Origin of the sequence: Pseudarthrobacter sulfonivorans, from assembly GCF_024391045.1 — a bacterium.
Classification (GTDB): Bacteria; Actinomycetota; Actinomycetes; order Actinomycetales; family Micrococcaceae; genus Arthrobacter; species Arthrobacter sulfonivorans_B.
On record NZ_JANFCZ010000034.1, the window covers coordinates 1 to 18,866 of the forward strand.

Consider the following 18,866-nt stretch of genomic DNA (forward strand, 5'->3'; position numbering starts at 1 on the left):
TCTTTGTGGATGAGGTGGTGGTGATGGGAGCAGAGGAGAGCGCCGTTGGTGGTGCTGGTGGGGCCGTTCTGTGACCAGTAGGTGATGTGGTGGGCTTCGCACCAGGGGGCCGGGATGGTGCAGTTGGGGAAGGTGCAGCCTTGGTCGCGGGCGGTGAGGGCGAGGCGTTGGGCGGGGGTGAAGAGGCGGGTTTTGCGGCCGAGGTCCAGGATTTCGCTGTCCGTGCCCAGGAGGGCGGGGATGATGTCGGCGTCGCAGGCGAGTTTGCGGATGGTGGCGGCCGCGACCGGGCCGGTGAAGACGAAGTTTCCAGTTCCAGACCCCGCCCTGTCGCCAGCGCCCGCGCGAACTGCAATTCCCGGCCCTGCCTCGGCTTCGGCCACCGTCCTGTTGCTGGACTCAGTGGGGAGGTGGGGGAGGAGGTCTTGGTAGTTGATGGTGGCGAGGATTTGGGGGCGGTTGCCGCCAGCGGTGGGCAGGCCGTTGGTGGTCAGGGCTGCTTTGAGGGCGGTGACGATGCCGTCCAGTTGTTTCTGTGGACGCGTCCGGCGGTCCAGGTCCACATCACCAGTGCGCCAGGTGTCGTCGTTTGGTGCTGTGGTGGTGGGGCGGGTTCTGGGGTTGGTGGCGGCGTTCATGATGGTGGCCAGGTGTTCGTATTGGTCGGTGGTGGCGAAGATTTCGAGGTGGTGCAGGCCGTGGCGGGGTTTGCGGATGAAGGCGCCTTGGGTGTGGCGGAGGGTTTCTTCGGTGGGTTCGGTGCCGTCGGCGTCGATGGCGTCTGCCCAGCGGCGTGCGACGCGGGTGAGGAAGTCGGGGTCTGCGGTGGCGGCGGTGCGGGCGAGATCGTGTTCGATCCGGTCCAGGTTCTCGGGGGTGGTGTGGTGTTGGAGCCGGTCCAGGGTGGCGCTGATGATGGTCCCGGCCCGGGAGGACACCGCAGGTCCGACTACCTGCGTGTCTCCGGCCCCGGCGTCCCGGATGGCGGGAGTGCTGGCTGCTGCAAGGTATCCGCGGACTGGTGGGAGGTGCTCGCCGGTGAGGGTGGCTTCGGGGAGGACAGCCTCGGCGAGGTGGAGGCGGCGTTTGGCTTCTCCGAGCCCGATTCTGAGGCGAACGCGGAGGAACTCGGCGGTGGTTTTGCAGCCGTCATCGGCCGGTGATGGTGGAACCGTCCCCGTCCCCGTCCCTGTGCCGGTGGGCCAGGCGGCGTCGGTTTCGTTCACGGTTTCGACGCCGTCGCTGTCCCAGCCCGTGGTCCAGGACCGGGCGCCCCGGGTGGTCGCGGCGTCGGTGATGGCCCGGGTGCGGGTGCGGTCCACGGCCCCTGCGGAGAGGACCTGGAGGTATTCCACGGACCGGGAGAGTTCTTCAACATCACCGGCGAAATCTGCGGCATCGATGTACCCGGCCATGGCCAGCTGATCCGGCGCTGCGGCAGCTGCGGCATGGACCGCCGCGATCGCCGCGGCCAGGCTCATCGACGGAACGGCGGAAATCCCGCCGTTCTCCTCAAGCCGTTCCGCCAAAGCCTCCATAGGAACACTCTGCCGTGGGGGTACGACATTATTGCCGCCGCCGGAAGTGCTGCGGAACTGGGCAGTCGCGGACGGGCCGCGAAGGTCGGTGCAGGTAGGTACAGGCGCGGCCGGATCACCGCCGTGCCCCGCGAGCCGTTCCGCCAAAGCCTCCATAGGAACACTCTGCCGTGGGGGTACGGCATTATTGCCGCCGTCGGAAGCGCTGCGGAACTGGGCAGTCGCGGACGGGCCGCGAAGGTCGGTGCAGGTAGGTACAGGCGCGACCGGATCACCGCTGCGCCCCGTTGACGGTTCAGCTAGCTGGTTCCCAATGGCCTCCATAGGAACACTCTGCCGTGGGGGTACGACATTATTGCCGCCGTCGAACCGCCACTGGAAATTCCAGCGACGATGCCGCTGAGGCGCAGGAGGGTAAACCCCGCTCAGGCCGGAATGGTCCCCACCACTGGGGACATCATCGCTGCCATTTTGATGTTCGATACAACAATGCTCAGGATAAAGACGCCGATCATGACCCAGATCGGCACCAGCCCACGCCCCCGCGCCACCTTCGACACAATCACGGAGCGGCCGATGACGTACACGCCGCTGTTGAGGAAGGCCCACGCCCAGTGGAACGGCCTGACAACGCCGGCCCGCTTGAGACGTTCGGAGTCGAAGTAGGCAAGCACGATAGCCGTCGCGTAGGTTACAAAGCCCGATAACAGCAGGAAGAAGTAGGAGGGCGTGAAGAGCGACCATGGGTCCAGCGTGCGAGTCGACTGCCGTCCCAGGTATATGTAGCGGAGTTCAGGATTCCAGAACAGCAGCAGCACCAATGGCAGGAGCGGCAGCAGCGTGATGGCCCAGATCAGGGGATTGTAAACTTCGGCATCCCGGGCGATAAACGGTCGCCGGAACACCGGCACGACGTAACCGTTCTGGCCCGCCGGATACGGGGCCTGGCCGTAAGGACTCCCGCCGTACGGACTCGTACCGTAAGGGCTCTGGCCGTAAGGACTTTGGCCATAGGGGCCGGGGGCATACGCTCCGCCGTACGCGCCCTGTGGAGGGGGAGTGCTGTACTGGTCGGTCCATATGGACCCGTCCCACCAGCGGAGCCGTCCGGTTCCGGCGGGATCCGCATACCAGCCGGCTTGTGGGGCGGGGATGCTGCCTGAAGTGCTCATCTGAACTCCCGAATAGCGCCGGGCCTCGCAAGCCGCGGTTGGTTGCCATCACCTAAGACGCCGCCAGCCGCCGCGTCCCCCAAGGATCGCGACGGCCGGCAAGGTCAATCAGTTGTAGCACAGTTCCCGCCGGAGTGCGTGTCACACAGAGCGAACAACAGCCCCTCACCAGCGGAAACGATGGATCATTCGCGCCTGGGATCAACATTCGTGGCCGCACCGGCAGGTGTGGCACCGCCCTCGTCGGACCAGTCCTGGCCCTGGGTGTCGTTGAGTGCGGGATCGGACTCAACGTCCGAGGTGCCCAGATTCACGGTCTCGGGGCGGGCGCTGTGCGCGGGAACGTGGTCCCCGGCGCTGTCGGACCCCGTGGAATTCCCGACGGCGGCCGCACCGGGTGAGGTGCCGACGTCGGCCGTTTTCGTGCTGCCGTCGCCGGACGCGGCGTCGTGGTGCATGGCGGAACCGATCACGGTACCCGCCCGGCGCGCGGCCTCACCGAGCTGATCCGCAACTTCCGGAGCCTTTTCCTTGATGGCCTCCGTGGCTGCGCTGACCTTGTCCTGGACCGGCTTGCTGTCCCAGATCCCGGCAGCCCTGGCCTTGAGTTTGTCGTACGCTGCCCGGCCTGACCGTGAGCCGAGGACGTATCCTGCCGCAATGCCGATGCCCAAAAGAAGTTTCGATTTCATGCTGAACTCCTGCTCGTTGAGAAGGTGTTGGTTCCCGGCCCGCTTGACCGGGAGAAAGAAAACCGGCCCGGGGTTATAGTCCCGGGCCGGTTTTCATGCCGGTGGCGCAGTTAGCTGCGGACGCTCCGCCTGGCGATCATGCCGTAGATAAGAAGCACGATGATCGAGCCAACAATGGCAAGGATCCACGTCTGGATGGAGAAGAAATCCTGCAGCGGTGCGTTGAACAGCAGCCCGCCGAGCCAGCCGCCGAGGAATGCACCCACAACGCCGAGCAGCAGCGTGATAAAGATACCGCCGCCCTGCCTGCCCGGAAGGATCGCCTTGGCGATCGCGCCGGCAATAAGGCCAAGAATCAGAAATGCAAAGAAGCCCATTTTGTCGTCCTACTTCCTATCAGGGAGGTGCCCGGATCCCGGACACGCTTCATCCCTCTGCCTCAATACTAATCATGCTTACTTTATTTAAGCCAGCCTCCGCGCCGATGGAAGTGCAGTTGAAAGGCCCTCAGTGGCCCGTGGTGTCTGAATCGTGTCCTGCACCCGGACCTTCGTCGAGGTTTCCAAGTTCTGCCAGATCCCGGGCGTCGAGGGCGAAATCGAACAGCTCCAGGTTCTCCCGCATCCGGTCGGGATTCCCGGACTTGGGAATGACCACAAGGCCCTGCTCAATGTGCCAGCGAAGCACCACCTGGGCGGGCGTCTTTCCGTGCTTTTCACCGAGTTCGGCCAGGATTGGAGCCCGCAGCAGGCTGGCACCGGAACCGCCCAGCGGACTGTACGACTCCGTGACAATTCCATGGTCCGTATTGAAAGCCCGGTCAGCCACCCGAGTGATCGCCGGGCTGAGCTGGATCTGGTTGACCGCCGGCACCACGTCAGTTTCGGTCAGCAGTTGTTCCAAGTGGGACGGCTTGAAGTTGGACACGCCGATGGACCGGACTTTGCCTTCCGCCTGGAGCCGCTCGAACGTCTTCCAGGTTGAGATGAACTCGTCCCGCGCCGGCAGCGGCCAATGGATCAGCAGGAGATCCACGTAGTCCAGCTTCATGCGGTCCAGCGAACGTTCCAGCCCGGCCACTGCACGGTCCCGGCCCTGGAACTCGCCGTCCAGTTTGGTGGTGATGAACAGCTCGCCGCGGTCCACGCCGCTGGCGCGAATGCCCCTGCCCACGCCTTCCTCGTTGCCGTATTTCACTGCCGTGTCGATGTGCCTGTACCCGGCTTCCACGGCCTGTACGACGGCGGCAGCCGCCTGATCGTCGTCCAGCGGCCACGTGCCAAGCCCCACCTGCGGGATGCTGTGGCCGTCATTGAGCTTGATGAGGGGTGAGAGTGTCATTTCACCAGTCTGCCCCGAATCAGGCGGCGGCGCCTTCCCCATGGTGTTGCCGCGGATCCAGGAGGAAAATGCAAGCACGATCTGCACGAATCCCGAGGAACCAGGTGAAGCCGTGGATGAATCAAATGCCCATGAGGACGTGGTGAAAAGGCTCATTGCCTGCATCAACGAACGGCACATCGAGGTGATGGACGAGCTGTTCCAGGACGATGCCGTGATGCACTGGCCACAGTCCGGCGAGATTGTGCGCGGCGCCGAAAACCGGCGGGGAATCTACAACGCCTTTCCGCAGCTGCCCACCATCACCCCGCGCAGGCTGCTCAGCGCGGGGAACCTCGTGGTGGCTGAAGCCCTCCTCGATTACGACGGGCCGCAGTACGAAACGGTGTTCATCTTCGAGTTCCGCGACGGCAGGATCGCCAAGGAAACGGCGTACTGGAGCGAAGCCTTCGACGCGCCGGAGTGGCGCGCCCAGTGGGTTCAAAAGGCCTAACCGCCGCGCGCCCAGCTGATCAGCCGGTCACTCAACTCCATGTAACCCTGGTCCACCACCTGAAGCTCGGGGTGCTGGTCATGCCAGTTGACGATCTCCCGCGTGCCGTCCGCAAACGGAATGGTGGCCACGTACCCGGGAACCAGTGACTTGATCTTGGAGTTGTCGAACACCACGGAATGCGCCCGGTCGCCGAGCAGGCTGGGTCCGAGGTGCGGGTTGTACCCGGCGCTCTGCGCGGCAATCGTTTCCGACGCCACATGCACCAGCTCCGGCTCCGAAACGCCGGCTGCCCGGGCAAAAAGACGGTAGATCCGGTCCCAGGGCAGGTATTCGTCCGAGGTGATGGTGTAGCTCTCGCCCACGGCCTGCGGGTGGCCGAGGAGGCCAACAAACGCGTTGGCGAAGTCCCGGGCGTGCGTAACCGTCCACAGCGATGTGCCGTCGCCGTGCACCACCACCGGCAGGCCGGAGCGCATCCGGTGGATGTCGGTCCAGCCACCCAGCAGGCCAACCCGCGTGCGGTCATACGTATGCGACGGGCGCACCACGGTGACTGGAAAATCGTCCGACCTGTAAGCCTGGAGCAGCACGTCCTCACACGCGGCCTTGTCCCGCGAATACCGCCAGAACGGGTTCTTCAGCGGCGTGGACTCCAGGATGGGCAGCCGCATGGGCGGCTTCTGGTAGGCCGAGGCCGTGCTGATGAACACGTACTGGCCCGTGCGGCCGCCGAAGAGCTCAATGTTGGACCGCGTCTGCTCCGGTGTAAAGGTAATGAAGTCCGCGACGGCGTCGAAGGTCCGTCCCGCCAGCACGCCCCGCACGGCCGCGGCATCGCGGATATCCGCGTGGAGGACTTCTGCGCCCGCCGGCGCTTCCTTCCCGGACTGCCCGCGGTTCAGGACGGTGACCTGATGACCGAGGCCGACGGCGCGTTGAGCCGCGGCTGCGCTGATCACCCCGGTGCCGCCGAGGAAGAGGAGGTTCCGTGGTGCCATCGTTCCGGTTTCGGTGCCAATTCCAGTTGAAGTGCCGGGGGCGTTCACCAGGCGTAATCCTCCGGCGCCGGACGGTGCCCCGGGAAGATGCCATCAAGCTTCTCGAGCGCCGCATCGTCGAGGGACACGTCCAAAGCCCGGAAGGCGGCGTCGAGCTGTTCCTGCGTGCGCGGACCCACGATCGGTGCCGTGACGGCAGGCTGGTGGAGCAGCCAGGCGAGGGCGACGTCGCCGGGTTCGTGGCCCAGCTCGTCCGCGAAGTCCTCGAACTGCTGGATCTGGTTCCGATGGTTCTTAATCGTTTCGGCGGCCCGGCCTTCGGAACGCCGGACGCCCTCGCGCTCCTTCTTCAGCACGCCGCCCAGCAGTCCGCCCTGGAGCGGAGACCACGGGAGCAGGCCGAGCCCGTACTGCCGGGCGGCCGGAATGACCTCAAGTTCCAGCTCGCGGCGGAACAGGTTGTAGAGGGACTGCTCACTGACCAGCCCCGGGTAGTTGCGGCGCCGTGCGGCTTCCTGAGCCTGTGCGATGTGCCAGCCGGCGAAGTTGCTGCTGCCGGAGTAGAGGATCTTCCCCTGCTGCACCGCCACCTCGATGGCCTGCCAGATCTCATCCCACGGCGTATCCCTGTCAATGTGGTGGAACTGGTAGACGTCGATGTAATCCGTTTGTAGGCGCTTCAGGCTGGCATCCAGCGCCCGCCGGATGTTCAGGGCGGAGAGCCGGGACTCGTTGGGGCGGTCCGACATGGTGCCGTACACCTTGGTTGCCAGGACCGTGCGTTCCCGGCGCTCGCCGCCCTGCGCGAACCAGCGGCCCAGGATTTCCTCGGTCCAGCCGCGGTGCCCCGACCCGCCGTACACGTTGGCCGTGTCGAAGAAGTTGAGGCCGGCATCCTGCGCGGAGTTCATTATGGCGTGTGCCGTGGCTTCGTCGGTGTGCGGGCCAAAGTTCATGGTGCCCAGGCACAGCCGGGACACTTTCAGGCCGGAGCGGCCAAGATGCGTGTACTGCACGGGGACTCCTCCGCGTTACGGATTTGGTTTGGACAGGGATCAAGCACCGGGGCCTGCCGTCGTGTCCGGCAGGCCCCGCAGCAGTCCTAGAACTGTGTGAAGGCCGCGACGGCCGGATCCGAACCGATGCGCGCACCCCGCTCGAGGGCGGTGATCGAGGCGAGTTCGTCGTAGGTCAGGCCCAGGGACGTGGCAGCGAAGTTCTCGCGCATGCGTGCCGAGTCGGCGGACTTGGGAATGACGATGGTGCCGGCAGCGAGGTGCCACGCCAGGACCACCTGGGCGGTGGTGGCGTGGTGGGCCTGCGCCACGGCCGTGACGGCGTTTCCGTTCAGGTCGCCGCCCTGGCCGAGCGGGCTGTATGCCTCGACGGCGATGCCCAGTGCCCGGCCCTTCGCGGCCAGTTCAGCCTGCTGGAAGCTGGGGTGCAGTTCGATCTGGTTGACGGCCGGCACAACCTCGGAGGACTCGAGCAGCGTGTCCAGGTGCTCGGCCAGGAAGTTGGAGACACCGATGGCGCGGATTTCCTTGGCGGCGTACAGGCTCTCGAGCTCCTTCCAGGCCGGGACGAAGAGTCCCTGCGACGGGACCGGCCAGTGGATGAGGTAGAGGTCCACGAAGTCGAGCTTCAGGGCCTCGAGGCTGTCCCGGTAGGCGTCCGTGGCCCGGCCCTGGTCGCCGTTACGGAGCTTGGTGGTGATGAAGAGTTCTTCGCGCGGGATACCGGATGCGGCGATGGCTGCACCAACGCCGGCCTCATTGCGGTATGCCGCTGCCGTGTCGATGTGGCGGTAGCCTGCTTCGAGTGCGTCCTCGACGATGCGCTGGGTCTCTTCCGGCGGGACCTGGAAAACGCCGAAGCCAAGCTGCGGGATGTTGACGCCGTTGTTGAGCGCAATGTCAGTCATGTGAGACTCCTAGGTTGTTGCAAGGGATGGTTGCGCGCACGCCGGCGGCGGAAACCGGTTCCGGCCGTGCGCCTCCTACGAGCCTAAACATTTTCCGGGCCCCGGTCAGCAACTATGCCCGCGGCTGAACACACTGATGGCCGCGCCGGGGGACGCGGCCATCAGTGTTGACCTTAGTTGAAGGAGGTTTCAGCCCTCGTGGCGGAAGCCAATCTTGACCCGCACCTGCCAGTAAGCGATTTTGCCGTCTTCGAGGTGGCCGCGGACTTCCTTCACTTCGAACCAGTCAAGATTGCGCAGCGTCTTGCTCGCTTCGGCGATGCCGTTGCGGACTGCCGCGTCCACGCCTTCTTCGGACGTGCCGACAATTTCAGTAATGCTGTACGTGTGATTGGACAACTTCGCTCCTCGTGATCGCCGTCGATTCCCGGTTGCGGGCCGTCCTTGAACCCTAGTGGCACTTCTGCGGTGTGGCCAGAGCCTGGAACCCGGAAGGCGGCTACGGGGCGTCGAGAACCAAGTTCCTGAGGTCGTCCAGGGTCTGCTGCATGTGTGAATCCATGGCCTCACGGGCCTTGGCGGGGTCGCGTAATTCCAACGCCTCGGCAATGGTCTGGTGGTGGCCGATGGCGTGTTCCTGGATGGTGCGCACGGCCGAGGTTTCCGCCCGGCGCTTCTCCAGAACCCGCTGGAGCGGTTCGAACAGGACGGCCACAAAAACATTCTCCGAGGCGCGCAGGATCAGGTCGTGGAAGGCGAGGTCCGCCTCCACGAACGCTGCCACGTTGTTGACCTCGTGGGCCGTCCGCATCGCGCCAACATAACCGAACAGGGCCTGGATGTCCGTGTCAGTGATCCGGGTGGCCGCGAGTTCACACGCCCCGCTCTCAAGCATCCTGCGGAGTTCAATCAGTTGAACAGAGGCCGCGGACTCGTTCTGGCCCTCGGACGCGGCGCGCAGCACAGCCTCCAGGGACGCCCAGCGGTTGAGCGGATTGACGAACGTGCCTCGCCCGCGCTCAACGCTCAGGATCCGCTGCGCTTCCAGCGTCTTCATGGCCTCGCGCACGGTCATGCGGCTGACCTCGTGCTTGGCGCTCAGTTCAAGCTCGCCGGGCACGCTGGAACCCGGCGGAAAGTCTCCGGCGATGATGCGGTCCAGAAGTTCATCGGCAACAACGCCGACCAGTGATTTCCGTGCCATATTTCCCCCTGCACCCTTGCTAAATATGTCTGACAAGTCTACTTGCGCACCCGTATGTCCTGTGCCACACTAAAGTAATTGTTAGATGTCAGACATCTTACAGCTACCCAAACACCTAAAGATCACAACGGAGTGCACACAGTGACGCTTGAAGCAGACCTCCTGGCCGCCTTCCCTGCCGAAGTCCGGATCCCCGCCCGCCTGGTGGCCGACGCCGTGGCCGCCTCCAGCGCGGCGGGTCCCCGCATTCTGGTGGTGCTCGACGACGACCCCACCGGCACGCAGTCCGTTGCGGATCTGCCCGTGCTCACCAGCTGGGACGTGGAGGACTTCATCTGGGCCTTTGGCCAGGCAAAACCGGCCGTGTACGTGCTGACCAACACCCGAAGCCTGGACCCCGCCGAAGCCGCCGCCCGCAACGAAGACGTGGTCCGCAACGCGCTTGCCGCCGCGGGCTCCCCGGACAGCGCGGACCCGGGCCTCCGGCTCGGGTTTGTCAGCCGCAGCGACTCCACCCTCCGCGGCCACTACCCCCTTGAACCGGACGTCATCGCCGCCACCGTGGCCGAGGTCAGCGGCGAGGTGACCGACGGCGTTGTCCTGGTTCCCGCGTTCCCCGATGCCGGCCGCGTGACCATCGGCGGCGTGCACTACACCCGAGGCACAGGCGGCGATGCAGGCACCCTCACCCCCGCGGCACAGACCGAATTCGCCAGGGATGCCAGCTTTGGCTACAACAACTCCGAGATGGCCAAATACGTCGAAGAGAAGTCGAAGGGCCGCTTCGCCGCGGAGTCGGTGATCGTCCTGGACCTTAACATCATCCGCGCCGGTGCAGCCAGCGCAGGCACCGCTACAAACCCCGACGGCGATCCTTCCGTCAGTGCGGCCATCAGCGCCAGCGCCATCGCCGACGCCATCGCCCCGGCCACCAACTCCACCCCCATCGTGGCCGACATCGTCACCGAAAACGACCTCCGTGTGCTGTCCCTGGGACTGGAAGAGGCCGAGCGCCGCGGCAAGAAGCTGCTGTACCGGGTGGGTCCGCCGTTCGGACGGGCCCGCATTGGCCAGGACATCCGCGCAGAACTCACCGGCGCCGAGGCCTACGCAGGCAACACGCCCTCCGAGGCAGGCGGGCTGATCGTCGTCGGCTCCCACGTGGGTGTCACCACCCGCCAGCTCAAGGCCCTCACCGAGCAGCACAGCGCGGCGCGCATCGTGGAGATCGACGTCGAGAAACTCATTGCCGCCGAAACCGAAGCCGGCGCCGAAACCGAAACAGCCGCGGACGCTTACCTGAACGAAACAGTCGGCGCCGTAGTGGCAGCCCTCCGCGGCGGCGACGTCATCGTCCACACCAGCCGCAGGCTCATCAAGACTGACGACCCCGCCGAAAGCCTGCGGATCGCACGCACCGTGTCCGCCGCAGTCGTCGCCGTGGTGAACCGGACGCTCAAAACCTTCCCGCCGCGGTTCGTCATCGCCAAGGGCGGCATCACCTCCTCCGACGTCGCCGCCCACGGCCTGGAAATCCGCCATGCCATTGTCCGCGGCCCCATGCTGCCGGGCATCGTCTCACTCTGGGAACCGGTGGACGGCCCCGCCAAGGGCATCCCGTACATCGTCTTCGCCGGCAACGTGGGCGACGACCAGTCCCTCGCCGACGTCACCCGCAAGCTCAGCAACACCTTCTAACCGGCCCCACGGATCCACCCGAAATTCAACGGAGAAACACCATGACCAGCAACTACACCGTCACCGTCCTGGGCCTCGGCGCCATGGGCCTGCCCATGGCCACCCGCCTCGCCAGCCAGCTCACCGTCCACGGCTTCGACATCGCCGAGCCGCGCCTGAAGCTGGCCGAAGACGCCGGCATCCGCACCTTCGCCACTGCCCGTGAAGCCGCCAAAGGCGCCGACGCGCTGCTCCTCGCGGTCCGCAACGGCGAACAGCTCAACGACGTCCTCTTCGGTGAGAACGGCGTGGCCTCCGTGCTGGAGCCGGGCGCCGTCGTGATCCTTGGCAGCACGGTGGGCACCGAGGCCATCCCCGCCACGGTCGAAAAGCTCGCAGAATTCGGCGTCGAGCTGGTGGACGCACCGTTGTCCGGCGGCCCCAAGCGTGCCGGCGAAGGCGACCTGCTCATCGTCGTCGGAGCCAGCCCCGAAGCCCAGGAAAAGGCGAAGCCAGCCCTGGAACTCCTCGCCTCCACCCTCACCGTGGTTGGCGACAAGCCCGGCGACGGCCAGGCACTGAAGACTGTCAATCAGCTCCTGTGCGGCGTCCACATCGCCGCCGCCGCCGAGGCCATGGCCCTCGCGGATGCCCTCGGACTGGACCAGGCCAAGACCCTCGCCGCCCTGGAGGCTGGCGCGGCCGGTTCCTTTATGCTCTCCAACCGCGGCCCGCGCATCCTCGAGGCCTACACCGAGGAAGGCGCCGAGGTCCTGTCCCGCCTGGACATCTTTGTCAAGGACATGGGCATCGTTGGCAAGGCCACCCGCGCCGCCGGCCTGGCAGCCCCCGTTGCCGCCGCCGCCGAGCAGCTCTACCTCCTCGGGCAGGCCCAGGGCCTCGCCGCCGCCGACGATTCCGCCGTCATCAAGGTGGTTGCCCCCACCAAGCGCAACGCCAACTAACAACTCACCAGCGCCTGATTGCCCGTCTTCTGGAAGACTGGCTCGTCAAAGGAGACACCCGTCATGAACCACCTTCTGAATCCGCTGATCGCGCGGGCGGCCGACGCCCCCGTGATCAAGCCCGCAGTGGAGCTGGGAACTCCGCTGCTCCTCACCATCGCCGCCGTTGGCGTGGCCATCCTGCTGGTGATGATCATCCGCTTCAGGATCCAGGCCTTTGTGGCCCTGCTGACTGTGAGCATCCTCGTGGCCGTCGCCGCCACCATTCCGCTGCAGGACGTGTTCACCGTGGTGTCCAGCGGCGTGGGAAGCACCATGGGCAAAGTGGCCATCCTGATTGCGCTCGGCGCAGTGCTGGGCCGCATGATCGAGGTCTCCGGCGGAGTCCAGTCCCTGGCCGACCATTTCACCCGCAAGCTCGGCGCCAAGCGGGTGGCCATTGCCCTCACCGCCGTCGGCTTCCTGGTGGCCATCCCCGTGTTCTTCGAGGTGGGCATCATTGTGCTCGTCCCGATCGTGTACGCGTTCGCGAAGATCGCCAAGGTCCACCCCATCAAGTTCGGCCTGCCCATGGCCGGCATCATGCTGTCCATCCACGTGGCCGTCCCGCCGCACCCCGGAATCGTTGCCGGCGCCGGTGTGCTCGGTGCGGACATTGGCCTGATTGCCCTGATTTCGCTCGCGATCTGCGTGCCCCTGGGCTTCCTGTCCTACTGGGTCGCATCCATCATGAACCGCAAGGACTACGAACTGCTGCCCGCCGTCAAGGCACAGGTGGAGGAGTTCGGCTCCGATTCGCTGGTCAAGGTGGGCCACGACGGCCCCGGCGCCGCAGCCATCGCCCCGCCGCGGCCGGGCCTGATCATCTTCCTGATTGCGGCGCCGATCGTCCAGATCCTGCTGGGCACCGTGGGCACCCTGATGATCCCCAAGGACAGCAGCTGGTACGGCGTGGCCGCCTTCATCGGCAACCCCTTCCTGGCACTGCTGGTGGCCGTGGCGCTGTCCTTCTTCCTCCTCGCTGTCCGCCGCAACTGGTCGCTGAAGGAAACCGGCGAGATCTTTGAAGGCGCACTGCCTCCCATCGCCTCCATCCTGATGGTGGTGGCCGCCGGCGGCGTGTTCGGCAACGTCCTGCAGGTCTCCGGCATCGGCGGGGCGCTCTCCAAGACCCTGGACACCCTCGGCGTCCCGCTGCTGCTGCTCGGCTTCATCATTTCGCTGGCCCTGCGCGCTGCCCAGGGTTCGGCCACGGTGGCGATTGTGACCACCACGGGCCTGCTGTCTGCTGCCGTCAGCGGCGGTGGCTACACCCCGGCGCAGATCGCCGTGATCGTGATCGCCATCGGCTTCGGCGCCCTGGGCCTCTCGCACGTGACCGACGCCGGCTTCTGGGTGGTGGTCCGCTACTACGGCCTCACCGTGTCCGACGGCCTCAAGACCTGGACCGTGCTCACCACCGTGTTGGGCGTCGCCGGGTTCCTCTTGACCTTCGTGGCCTGGATCCTGGTGGGAGGCCTGGGCGTCTGATGCGCACCCGACTCGACACCCTGGTCACCACCGCCCTGCAGCAGGGCTCGGCCGTCCCGGCATTCACCTGCTACGACTTCACCACCGCGCTGGCCGTGGTGGGCGCGGCCGAGGACGCCGGCCGGGGCGTCATCCTCCTGGTGGCTCCCAAGACGGCGGCCACGCCCAACGGCCTGCGCCTCATCGCAGCCCTCCGCGGACTCGCCGACGCCGCTACCGTTCCCGTCGCGGTGCAGCTGGATCACGCCTCTGACTTGGGAGTAATGGCCGACGCCGTTGCCGCGGGGGCGGATTCGGTCCTCGCGGACGGCTCCTCCCTGCCTTACGAGGACAACATTGCGCTGGTTGTTGCTGCCCGGGCCTTGCTGGGCTCCGACGTCGTAATTGAAGCCGAACTCGGCGGCCTGGCCGGCGACGAAGACCGGGCCTTCGGTGCCGACTCCACCGGCACCGATGGGGCCGGGCTGACCGACTCCGCCCAGGTGGAGGATTTTGTGTCCCGGACCAGCGCGCAGCTGCTGGCCGTCGCCGTCGGCAACGTTCACGGCAAGTACAAGGGAGAACCGCAGCTGCGCTGGGACGTCCTCCAGGACATCGCAGTGCGCACGCGGATCCCGCTGGTCCTCCACGGCGCATCCGGCATTCCCGCGGACGAGCTGGTGAAGGCCGCCGCCATGAACGTCGGCAAAGTGAACTTCAACACCGAGCTCCGCACCGGTGTCCTTTCCACGCTCCAGGAGCGGCTGCCCGCGCACCGGGCCGACGGCGAGAATCTCCAGGGCCTGCTGGGCCACTGGAACACTTCTGCAAAGGCATTCGCCGGCTCGGCGCTGGGGATGCTCACCCGCTGAGAATTCCCCCCCCGCCCTGCGAGTTGTTGTCCAGATAATGCCGGTTTTGGGGCCCCAGGAACACGCATTATCTGGACAAGAACTCCGAGGGGTGGGGAGCGGGGAGGCTAGGATCAGCACATGATCCTGGCCTCCCTCCTTTTTGCGTTCCTCGCCGCGGCTTTGCACGTTTTCATCTTCACGATGGAGTCGCTGACCTGGACCAGGCCGGCCACCTGGAAGCGTTTCAGCCTCACGTCCCAGGCCGACGCCGAAACCACCAAACCCCTCGCCTACAACCAGGGTTTCTACAACCCCTTCCTGGCGGTGGGCGCCTTCGTGGGTATTGGCTGCGTGGCCTTGGGAGCCGCGGGTTCGGCTCAGCCCGTGGTGGGCTGGACCTTGATCTTCAGCTGCTGCGGCTCCATGCTGCTGGCCGCCCTGGTACTGGCGCTGAGCGGGCGGAAGTACCTCCGCGCCGCGGCGACACAGGGCGCCACGCCGCTGCTCGCCGTCGTCCTCGGGTTACTGGCCGTGGCCGCAGGCTAAGCCGGGCAGCCGAAGCTGCCCGCGTCTTCTGGCCGTAAACGCACCCGGAGCGCACAATATAAAAAGGGCAGCGGCATTCAGCGCTTGTAGAGGATTGCACGTGAGTGATCTCAGGGAAGAGGGGCCAACCGCGCAGCCGGACGGACCGGCGCCCCGGCGCGACCTGGGCATCGATCTTGTGCGGTTTGTCTGCCTCGCCCTGGTTGTGGTGAGCCACTGCATGATGGTCAGCCCGGTCCTGCATGCGGACGGCACGGTGACCACGGAAAACACGCTGGGCGACCAGCCCTGGTTTGTCCCGGTCATCTGGATCTTTATGATCATGCCCCTGTTTTTCGTCACCGGCGGCACCACCGGGCTGCAGTCCTGGCGGCGGCTCCGGGCCAACGGTGGAACCGGCTTTGAGTTTGCGCAGGCCCGGCTCCTCCGCCTGGTCCGGCCGGCAGCGGTGCTTCTTGCCGCAATGTTCGTGGGACTGTGGGCCGCGCTGCTCACAGGCGTGGACAGGCAGGTCATCCAGTTGATGGTGTCCGGGGCCGGCATGCCGCTGTGGTTCCTGGCGGCGTATCTTGCAGCCCAGCTCAACGTTCCGCTGCTGGCCCGCTTCCATGACCGCGCACCCCGGCTGACATTCAGCGTTCTGGCCGCCCTGGTGATTGTGGTGGACTGCCTGCGCGGTGCCCTTCCGCTGCTGGCCTACGCGAACCTCTTGTTCCTGTGGTGCGCCGTGCAACAGTTGGGTTTCCTCGCGGCCGACGGCTTCTTCGCCAGACTGTCCCGCTCCGGTTTGCTGGGGCTGGTGGTGGCTGCCAACCTGCTGCTGGGCGTGGTCACAGGCTTGGGCCTTTACACAGGAAATATGCTGGTCAACCTCAACCCGCCCAACCTGTGCCTCCTGCTCCTCGGGCTTGCCCAGGCGGCGGCCATGGAACTCTTCCGGCCCGCCCTGCACTGGACTGCGGGCGTGCGGTGGGTCCGGGCGCTGGTGCTGGTGGCCGGCCGCCATTCGATGACTGTGTACCTGTGGCATCTTCCGCTGTTGGTGGCCATGTCCGGGCTGTTACTCCTCACCGACTTCCCCAAGCCCGCCGCCGGCACCGCCGAATGGTGGTGGGCGCGCCCGCTGGTGCTCCTCGGCGTGATCACCCTGCTGCTGCCCGTGCTGGCAGCGTTCGGACGGCTCGAGGAACGTCCGACGGCGTCGGTCCACACCCGCGGGCGGCCCGCCGCCGCGGTAGTGACGGCCGCCGTCGTCGTCTTCATTCCGGTCGCGGACGCCGCCTTCAACGGGCTGACGCTGGGACTGCTCGGAGGCGGCGCAGCCTGCTTTGCACTGGCCGTCCTCCTGCTGGGCAGAATGCCGGAACGGGTCCCGGGTGACGTTGCTGCCGGGCGTCCGGTCCGCGCCCATGACGGGTAGGCATGGCCATTGCCAGCGGGACCAACTAGTGCCAATGTCGAACCATGACTGAGAACATGATTTCCACAGAGGATGAGTTCAGCCCCGCCGTTTCGCTGGTCCGGGATGATGAGCATCACCGTTACGAGCTGAGGGTGGGCGGGAAGATCGCGGTCCAGTCCTTTTTCGACGACCGGCCCGGACATGTGGATTTCAGCCACACCGAGACCGCGGAGGAATTCAAGGGGCAAGGCCTGGGCAAGGTCCTGGCCCACTTCGCCCTGGACGACGTTGTGGCATCGGGAAAGCGGATCATCCCGCATTGCCCGTTCATCGCCGGCTACCTCCGCCAGCACGAGGGCTACGAGCAGCACATCGACTGGCCCGAGAATTAGCAACCGCCTCCTGATGACGCCTTCGCGTCGGATTCTGCCCAATCATTCGCTGGTCCCGTCCCGGCTCGCCCTTGATTGCAGGCCCGGTGCGTGGGGCCGAACGTGTGCGCGGCGGAATGAGGGCGCAGAATCCGACGGCGGGGCTGCCCTAACCCTGTCCGGCTAGTCTGGGCGAATGACAACAACAGCACTCGTCACCGGGGCCAGCGCAGGATTGGGTGCCGAGTTCGCCCGGCAACTCGCCGCCCAGGGCCATCACCTGGTCCTGGTGGCCAGGAACCGGGGCCGCCTCGAACAGACCGCGGCGGACCTGCAACGGCGGTACGGAACCACGGCAGAGGTGCTCCCCGCAGACCTGACGGACGACGCCGGCCTGGCCGCCGTCGTCGAACGCCTCACGGACGCCGCGCGGCCGGTGTCGATCCTGGTGAACAACGCGGGCATTGGCCTGCTGCGCGACTTCGAGCAGAACAGCATCGCCGAGGAAAAACAACACCTCAAGCTGCATTGCGGGGCCGCACTGGAATTAACCCACGCCGTGCTGCCCGGGATGCTGGAGCGTGGTGCCGGCCGGATCATCAACGTCTCGAGCATCGCGGCGTTCCTGCCGCGGGGGACATACGCGGCGGCGAAGGCCTGGCTGCTCACCTTCAGCCGCTGGGCCCACCTGGCCTACTCGGCCCGCGGGGTGACTGTCACAGCGGTGTGCCCTGGCCTGACGCACACCGAGTTCCATGAGCGGATGGGCATGGACACGGCGGTGGCTCCGTCCTGGGCGTGGCTGACGGCGGAGCGGGTGGTGCGTGAAGGGCTGGCCGACAATCTCCGCGGCAAGGCTGTGTCCATCCCCTCCAAGCGCTACAAGGCCGTGGCCGTCGCCGCGAAGATGCTGCCGGACCAGCTACTGACCGGTCCGGCGCGCAGGCCGAAGTAGCGGGAACCCGAGTGCCTTCTCCGCACTCCGCTGCCGCACGGAAACCACCACCAGGATGCCCACCGCCGCACCCACGCAAGTTTCCACGCCGCGTTCAAGGATCAGCATAGTGGGATCGCTCGGCGCCGCGAGCTGGGTCATCAGCAGGATCACCGGGGTGAACGACACCATGGCAAGCCCGTAATGACGGGTCATGAAGAGCTCGGTGGTGAACTGGAAAACGATGACGAGGACGCCCAGGACCAGCACCTGATGGGCCGCGATGAGCGGCGCCAGTGACCACGGCGCCGGGATCAGGACGACGGCGGTCACCACCAGTCCAAGGAAGGTCCCCACAATGCGGTGAATTCCGCGGCGCACCCGGCTGGGGAGGTCCGCTCCGGCCAGCGGTACTGCGGCGGCTGCCATGGCCCAGTGGGGATGGCCGCTCCCGCTGAGCACCCCTACAGAGCCGGCCAGGCCCACCGCGAGGATGTACCGGGCCGCGTGCACAGCTGCCGCCCGGCCTGCCGGACCACGGAAGGCCACTACGTCCCGCACGGCTCCGCGCTGCCAGGAACGGCTGCGGATCCAGCCGCCAAAGCCAACAGCCATGGAGAACGCCGCGGAGCCGGCGGCGATGAGCAATGCGGTGTACCAGGGCACAGCCAGCGGCACTGAGGCGCAGGCGCCCAGGGCGAGGATGCCAAAGAAGGGGCCGTTGGGTTTCAGGTTCACCCGGTCCGAATAGACGGAGCCGACGCCGGCCAGCACTGCTTCGACGGCCACCAGCCACCAGGAATGGAGCCGGTTGACGGAAAGAAACACGCCCACGGCCACCCCACCCACCAGCACCAGGGCCGCCTGGGACTGGTGCCGGAGCCGCAGCTGGTGTGGTTCGGACCGGCCGTACATCCCGGTCAGGGCACCAAACACGGCGTAGATGATCAGGTCCGCGCGGCCGAGGAGCAGCAGGAGCAGAGACGGCACCGCCACGCTGAGGGCCACCCGGACCGCAGCCAGATGGTCGTTGTTGGCGGGCTCCAGCCGGTGGAGGGCGTGTACCTGCCGCATCACGGACTTCATGCGGGCACACCACCGATCGGTTGGGGCGCCGTGGGCTCGGCGTCTTTGGGAAGTTACCACCTTGCCGTCCGGTGCGTCATCTGCCGGTGCAGGCCGCGGGACACCCGGCGTAACGAGCCGGGCACGGCTAAGGCCCGCCCCGCTCACCTCCCCGGAA

Annotated in this window: 20 protein-coding genes; 9 read left to right on the forward strand and 11 right to left on the reverse strand. The window is 66.4% G+C overall.

What is annotated here, in order from left to right:
- From NQJ30_RS17315 to NQJ30_RS17335, 5 genes are all read right to left on the reverse strand, one after another.
- Positions 1 to 1,538 (reverse strand): HNH endonuclease signature motif containing protein (locus NQJ30_RS17315; protein ID WP_255771438.1); only part of this gene is annotated, 1,538 nt, incomplete at its 3' end.
- 425 nt (positions 1,539 to 1,963) lie between these two features.
- A complete protein-coding gene (locus tag NQJ30_RS17320; RefSeq protein WP_255771439.1) occupies positions 1,964 to 2,710 on the reverse strand; it encodes a DUF2510 domain-containing protein in 747 nt (248 codons plus the stop codon).
- Positions 2,711 to 2,895: 185 nt separating this feature from the next.
- Positions 2,896 to 3,402: a hypothetical protein gene (locus NQJ30_RS17325; protein WP_255771440.1), complete on the reverse strand. Its 507-nt coding sequence runs from the start codon at positions 3,400 to 3,402 to the stop codon at positions 2,896 to 2,898.
- Positions 3,403 to 3,512: 110 nt separating this feature from the next.
- Positions 3,513 to 3,779, reverse strand: coding sequence for a GlsB/YeaQ/YmgE family stress response membrane protein (locus tag NQJ30_RS17330; protein WP_255771441.1), 267 nt, complete (start codon positions 3,777 to 3,779; stop codon positions 3,513 to 3,515).
- 130 nt (positions 3,780 to 3,909) lie between these two features.
- Complete coding sequence (locus NQJ30_RS17335; RefSeq protein WP_255771442.1) at positions 3,910 to 4,743, reverse strand: aldo/keto reductase; 834 nt, start codon at positions 4,741 to 4,743, stop codon at positions 3,910 to 3,912.
- Between the two features lie 112 nt (positions 4,744 to 4,855).
- Here NQJ30_RS17335 and NQJ30_RS17340 point away from each other — a divergent pair, with 112 nt between their 5' ends.
- Positions 4,856 to 5,236, forward strand: coding sequence for a nuclear transport factor 2 family protein (locus tag NQJ30_RS17340; RefSeq protein ID WP_255771444.1), 381 nt, complete (start codon positions 4,856 to 4,858; stop codon positions 5,234 to 5,236).
- Here the strand turns inward: NQJ30_RS17340 and NQJ30_RS17345 are convergent.
- The 5 genes from NQJ30_RS17345 to NQJ30_RS17365 all read right to left on the reverse strand — a co-directional run bounded on the left by NQJ30_RS17345 (position 5,233) and on the right by NQJ30_RS17365 (position 9,365).
- A complete protein-coding gene (locus NQJ30_RS17345) occupies positions 5,233 to 6,237 on the reverse strand; it encodes an SDR family oxidoreductase (RefSeq protein ID WP_255771445.1) in 1,005 nt (334 codons plus the stop codon). The genes NQJ30_RS17340 and NQJ30_RS17345 overlap by 4 nt on opposite strands.
- A 44-nt stretch (positions 6,238 to 6,281) precedes the next feature.
- Complete coding sequence (locus tag NQJ30_RS17350) at positions 6,282 to 7,253, reverse strand: aldo/keto reductase (protein WP_255771446.1); 972 nt, start codon at positions 7,251 to 7,253, stop codon at positions 6,282 to 6,284.
- A gap of 86 nt (positions 7,254 to 7,339) precedes the next feature.
- Complete coding sequence (locus tag NQJ30_RS17355) at positions 7,340 to 8,161, reverse strand: aldo/keto reductase (RefSeq protein ID WP_255771448.1); 822 nt, start codon at positions 8,159 to 8,161, stop codon at positions 7,340 to 7,342.
- Between the two features lie 189 nt (positions 8,162 to 8,350).
- Positions 8,351 to 8,560 (reverse strand): dodecin, encoded by a 210-nt coding sequence (locus NQJ30_RS17360; protein WP_255771449.1) that lies wholly within the window; start codon positions 8,558 to 8,560, stop codon positions 8,351 to 8,353.
- 100 nt (positions 8,561 to 8,660) lie between these two features.
- Positions 8,661 to 9,365, reverse strand: coding sequence for a FadR/GntR family transcriptional regulator (locus tag NQJ30_RS17365; protein WP_255771451.1), 705 nt, complete (start codon positions 9,363 to 9,365; stop codon positions 8,661 to 8,663).
- Between the two features lie 141 nt (positions 9,366 to 9,506).
- On the opposite strand from NQJ30_RS17365, the gene NQJ30_RS17370 reads away from it, so the two are divergent.
- The 8 genes from NQJ30_RS17370 (at position 9,507) to NQJ30_RS17405 (ending at position 17,644) form a co-directional block, all read left to right on the forward strand.
- Positions 9,507 to 11,063 (forward strand): four-carbon acid sugar kinase family protein, encoded by a 1,557-nt coding sequence (locus tag NQJ30_RS17370; protein WP_255771452.1) that lies wholly within the window; start codon positions 9,507 to 9,509, stop codon positions 11,061 to 11,063.
- A gap of 41 nt (positions 11,064 to 11,104) precedes the next feature.
- On the forward strand, positions 11,105 to 12,007 hold the full coding sequence (locus NQJ30_RS17375; protein ID WP_255771453.1) for an NAD(P)-dependent oxidoreductase: 903 nt from the start codon (positions 11,105 to 11,107) through the stop codon (positions 12,005 to 12,007).
- Between the two features lie 63 nt (positions 12,008 to 12,070).
- Positions 12,071 to 13,537, forward strand: coding sequence for a GntP family transporter (locus NQJ30_RS17380; RefSeq protein ID WP_255771454.1), 1,467 nt, complete (start codon positions 12,071 to 12,073; stop codon positions 13,535 to 13,537).
- The gene (locus NQJ30_RS17385) at positions 13,537 to 14,388 is read left to right on the forward strand and encodes a class II fructose-bisphosphate aldolase (protein WP_255771455.1); all 852 of its coding nucleotides are present in this window, start codon (positions 13,537 to 13,539) and stop codon (positions 14,386 to 14,388) included. Before NQJ30_RS17380 ends, NQJ30_RS17385 begins: the two co-directional genes overlap by 1 nt.
- A gap of 120 nt (positions 14,389 to 14,508) precedes the next feature.
- Positions 14,509 to 14,916, forward strand: a complete 408-nt coding sequence (locus tag NQJ30_RS17390; RefSeq protein ID WP_255771456.1) for a DUF1304 domain-containing protein — start codon at positions 14,509 to 14,511, stop codon at positions 14,914 to 14,916.
- A gap of 100 nt (positions 14,917 to 15,016) precedes the next feature.
- Positions 15,017 to 16,336, forward strand: coding sequence for an acyltransferase family protein (locus NQJ30_RS17395; protein WP_255771457.1), 1,320 nt, complete (start codon positions 15,017 to 15,019; stop codon positions 16,334 to 16,336).
- A gap of 44 nt (positions 16,337 to 16,380) precedes the next feature.
- Positions 16,381 to 16,710, forward strand: a complete 330-nt coding sequence (locus tag NQJ30_RS17400) for a GNAT family N-acetyltransferase (RefSeq protein WP_255771458.1) — start codon at positions 16,381 to 16,383, stop codon at positions 16,708 to 16,710.
- Between the two features lie 175 nt (positions 16,711 to 16,885).
- Positions 16,886 to 17,644 carry an SDR family NAD(P)-dependent oxidoreductase gene (locus tag NQJ30_RS17405; protein WP_255771459.1) on the forward strand — a complete coding sequence of 253 codons (759 nt, stop codon included), beginning with the start codon at positions 16,886 to 16,888 and terminating at the stop codon, positions 17,642 to 17,644.
- On the opposite strand, the gene NQJ30_RS17410 is transcribed toward NQJ30_RS17405, so the two are convergent.
- Positions 17,612 to 18,709 carry an FUSC family protein gene (locus NQJ30_RS17410; protein WP_255771460.1) on the reverse strand — a complete coding sequence of 366 codons (1,098 nt, stop codon included), beginning with the start codon at positions 18,707 to 18,709 and terminating at the stop codon, positions 17,612 to 17,614. The genes NQJ30_RS17405 and NQJ30_RS17410 overlap by 33 nt on opposite strands.
- Between the last annotated feature and the right edge of the window lie 157 nt (positions 18,710 to 18,866).

Bases quoted from the DNA above. Each gene is read 5' to 3' on its own strand.
- NQJ30_RS17320 (WP_255771439.1), bottom strand. From the start codon at position 2,710: ATGAGCACTTCAGGCAGCATCCCCGCCCCACAAGCCGGCTGGTATGCG.
- NQJ30_RS17325 (WP_255771440.1), bottom strand. From the start codon at position 3,402: ATGAAATCGAAACTTCTTTTGGGCATCGGCATTGCGGCAGGATACGTC.
- NQJ30_RS17330 (WP_255771441.1), bottom strand. From the start codon at position 3,779: ATGGGCTTCTTTGCATTTCTGATTCTTGGCCTTATTGCCGGCGCGATC.
- NQJ30_RS17335 (WP_255771442.1), bottom strand. From the start codon at position 4,743: ATGACACTCTCACCCCTCATCAAGCTCAATGACGGCCACAGCATCCCG.
- NQJ30_RS17345 (WP_255771445.1), bottom strand. From the start codon at position 6,237: ATGGCACCACGGAACCTCCTCTTCCTCGGCGGCACCGGGGTGATCAGC.
- NQJ30_RS17355 (WP_255771448.1), bottom strand. From the start codon at position 8,161: ATGACTGACATTGCGCTCAACAACGGCGTCAACATCCCGCAGCTTGGC.
- NQJ30_RS17365 (WP_255771451.1), bottom strand. From the start codon at position 9,365: ATGGCACGGAAATCACTGGTCGGCGTTGTTGCCGATGAACTTCTGGAC.
- NQJ30_RS17375 (WP_255771453.1), top strand. From the start codon at position 11,105: ATGACCAGCAACTACACCGTCACCGTCCTGGGCCTCGGCGCCATGGGC.
- NQJ30_RS17380 (WP_255771454.1), top strand. From the start codon at position 12,071: ATGAACCACCTTCTGAATCCGCTGATCGCGCGGGCGGCCGACGCCCCC.
- NQJ30_RS17385 (WP_255771455.1), top strand. From the start codon at position 13,537: ATGCGCACCCGACTCGACACCCTGGTCACCACCGCCCTGCAGCAGGGC.
- NQJ30_RS17390 (WP_255771456.1), top strand. From the start codon at position 14,509: ATGATCCTGGCCTCCCTCCTTTTTGCGTTCCTCGCCGCGGCTTTGCAC.
- NQJ30_RS17400 (WP_255771458.1), top strand. From the start codon at position 16,381: ATGACTGAGAACATGATTTCCACAGAGGATGAGTTCAGCCCCGCCGTT.
- NQJ30_RS17405 (WP_255771459.1), top strand. From the start codon at position 16,886: ATGACAACAACAGCACTCGTCACCGGGGCCAGCGCAGGATTGGGTGCC.
- NQJ30_RS17410 (WP_255771460.1), bottom strand. From the start codon at position 18,709: ATGAAGTCCGTGATGCGGCAGGTACACGCCCTCCACCGGCTGGAGCCC.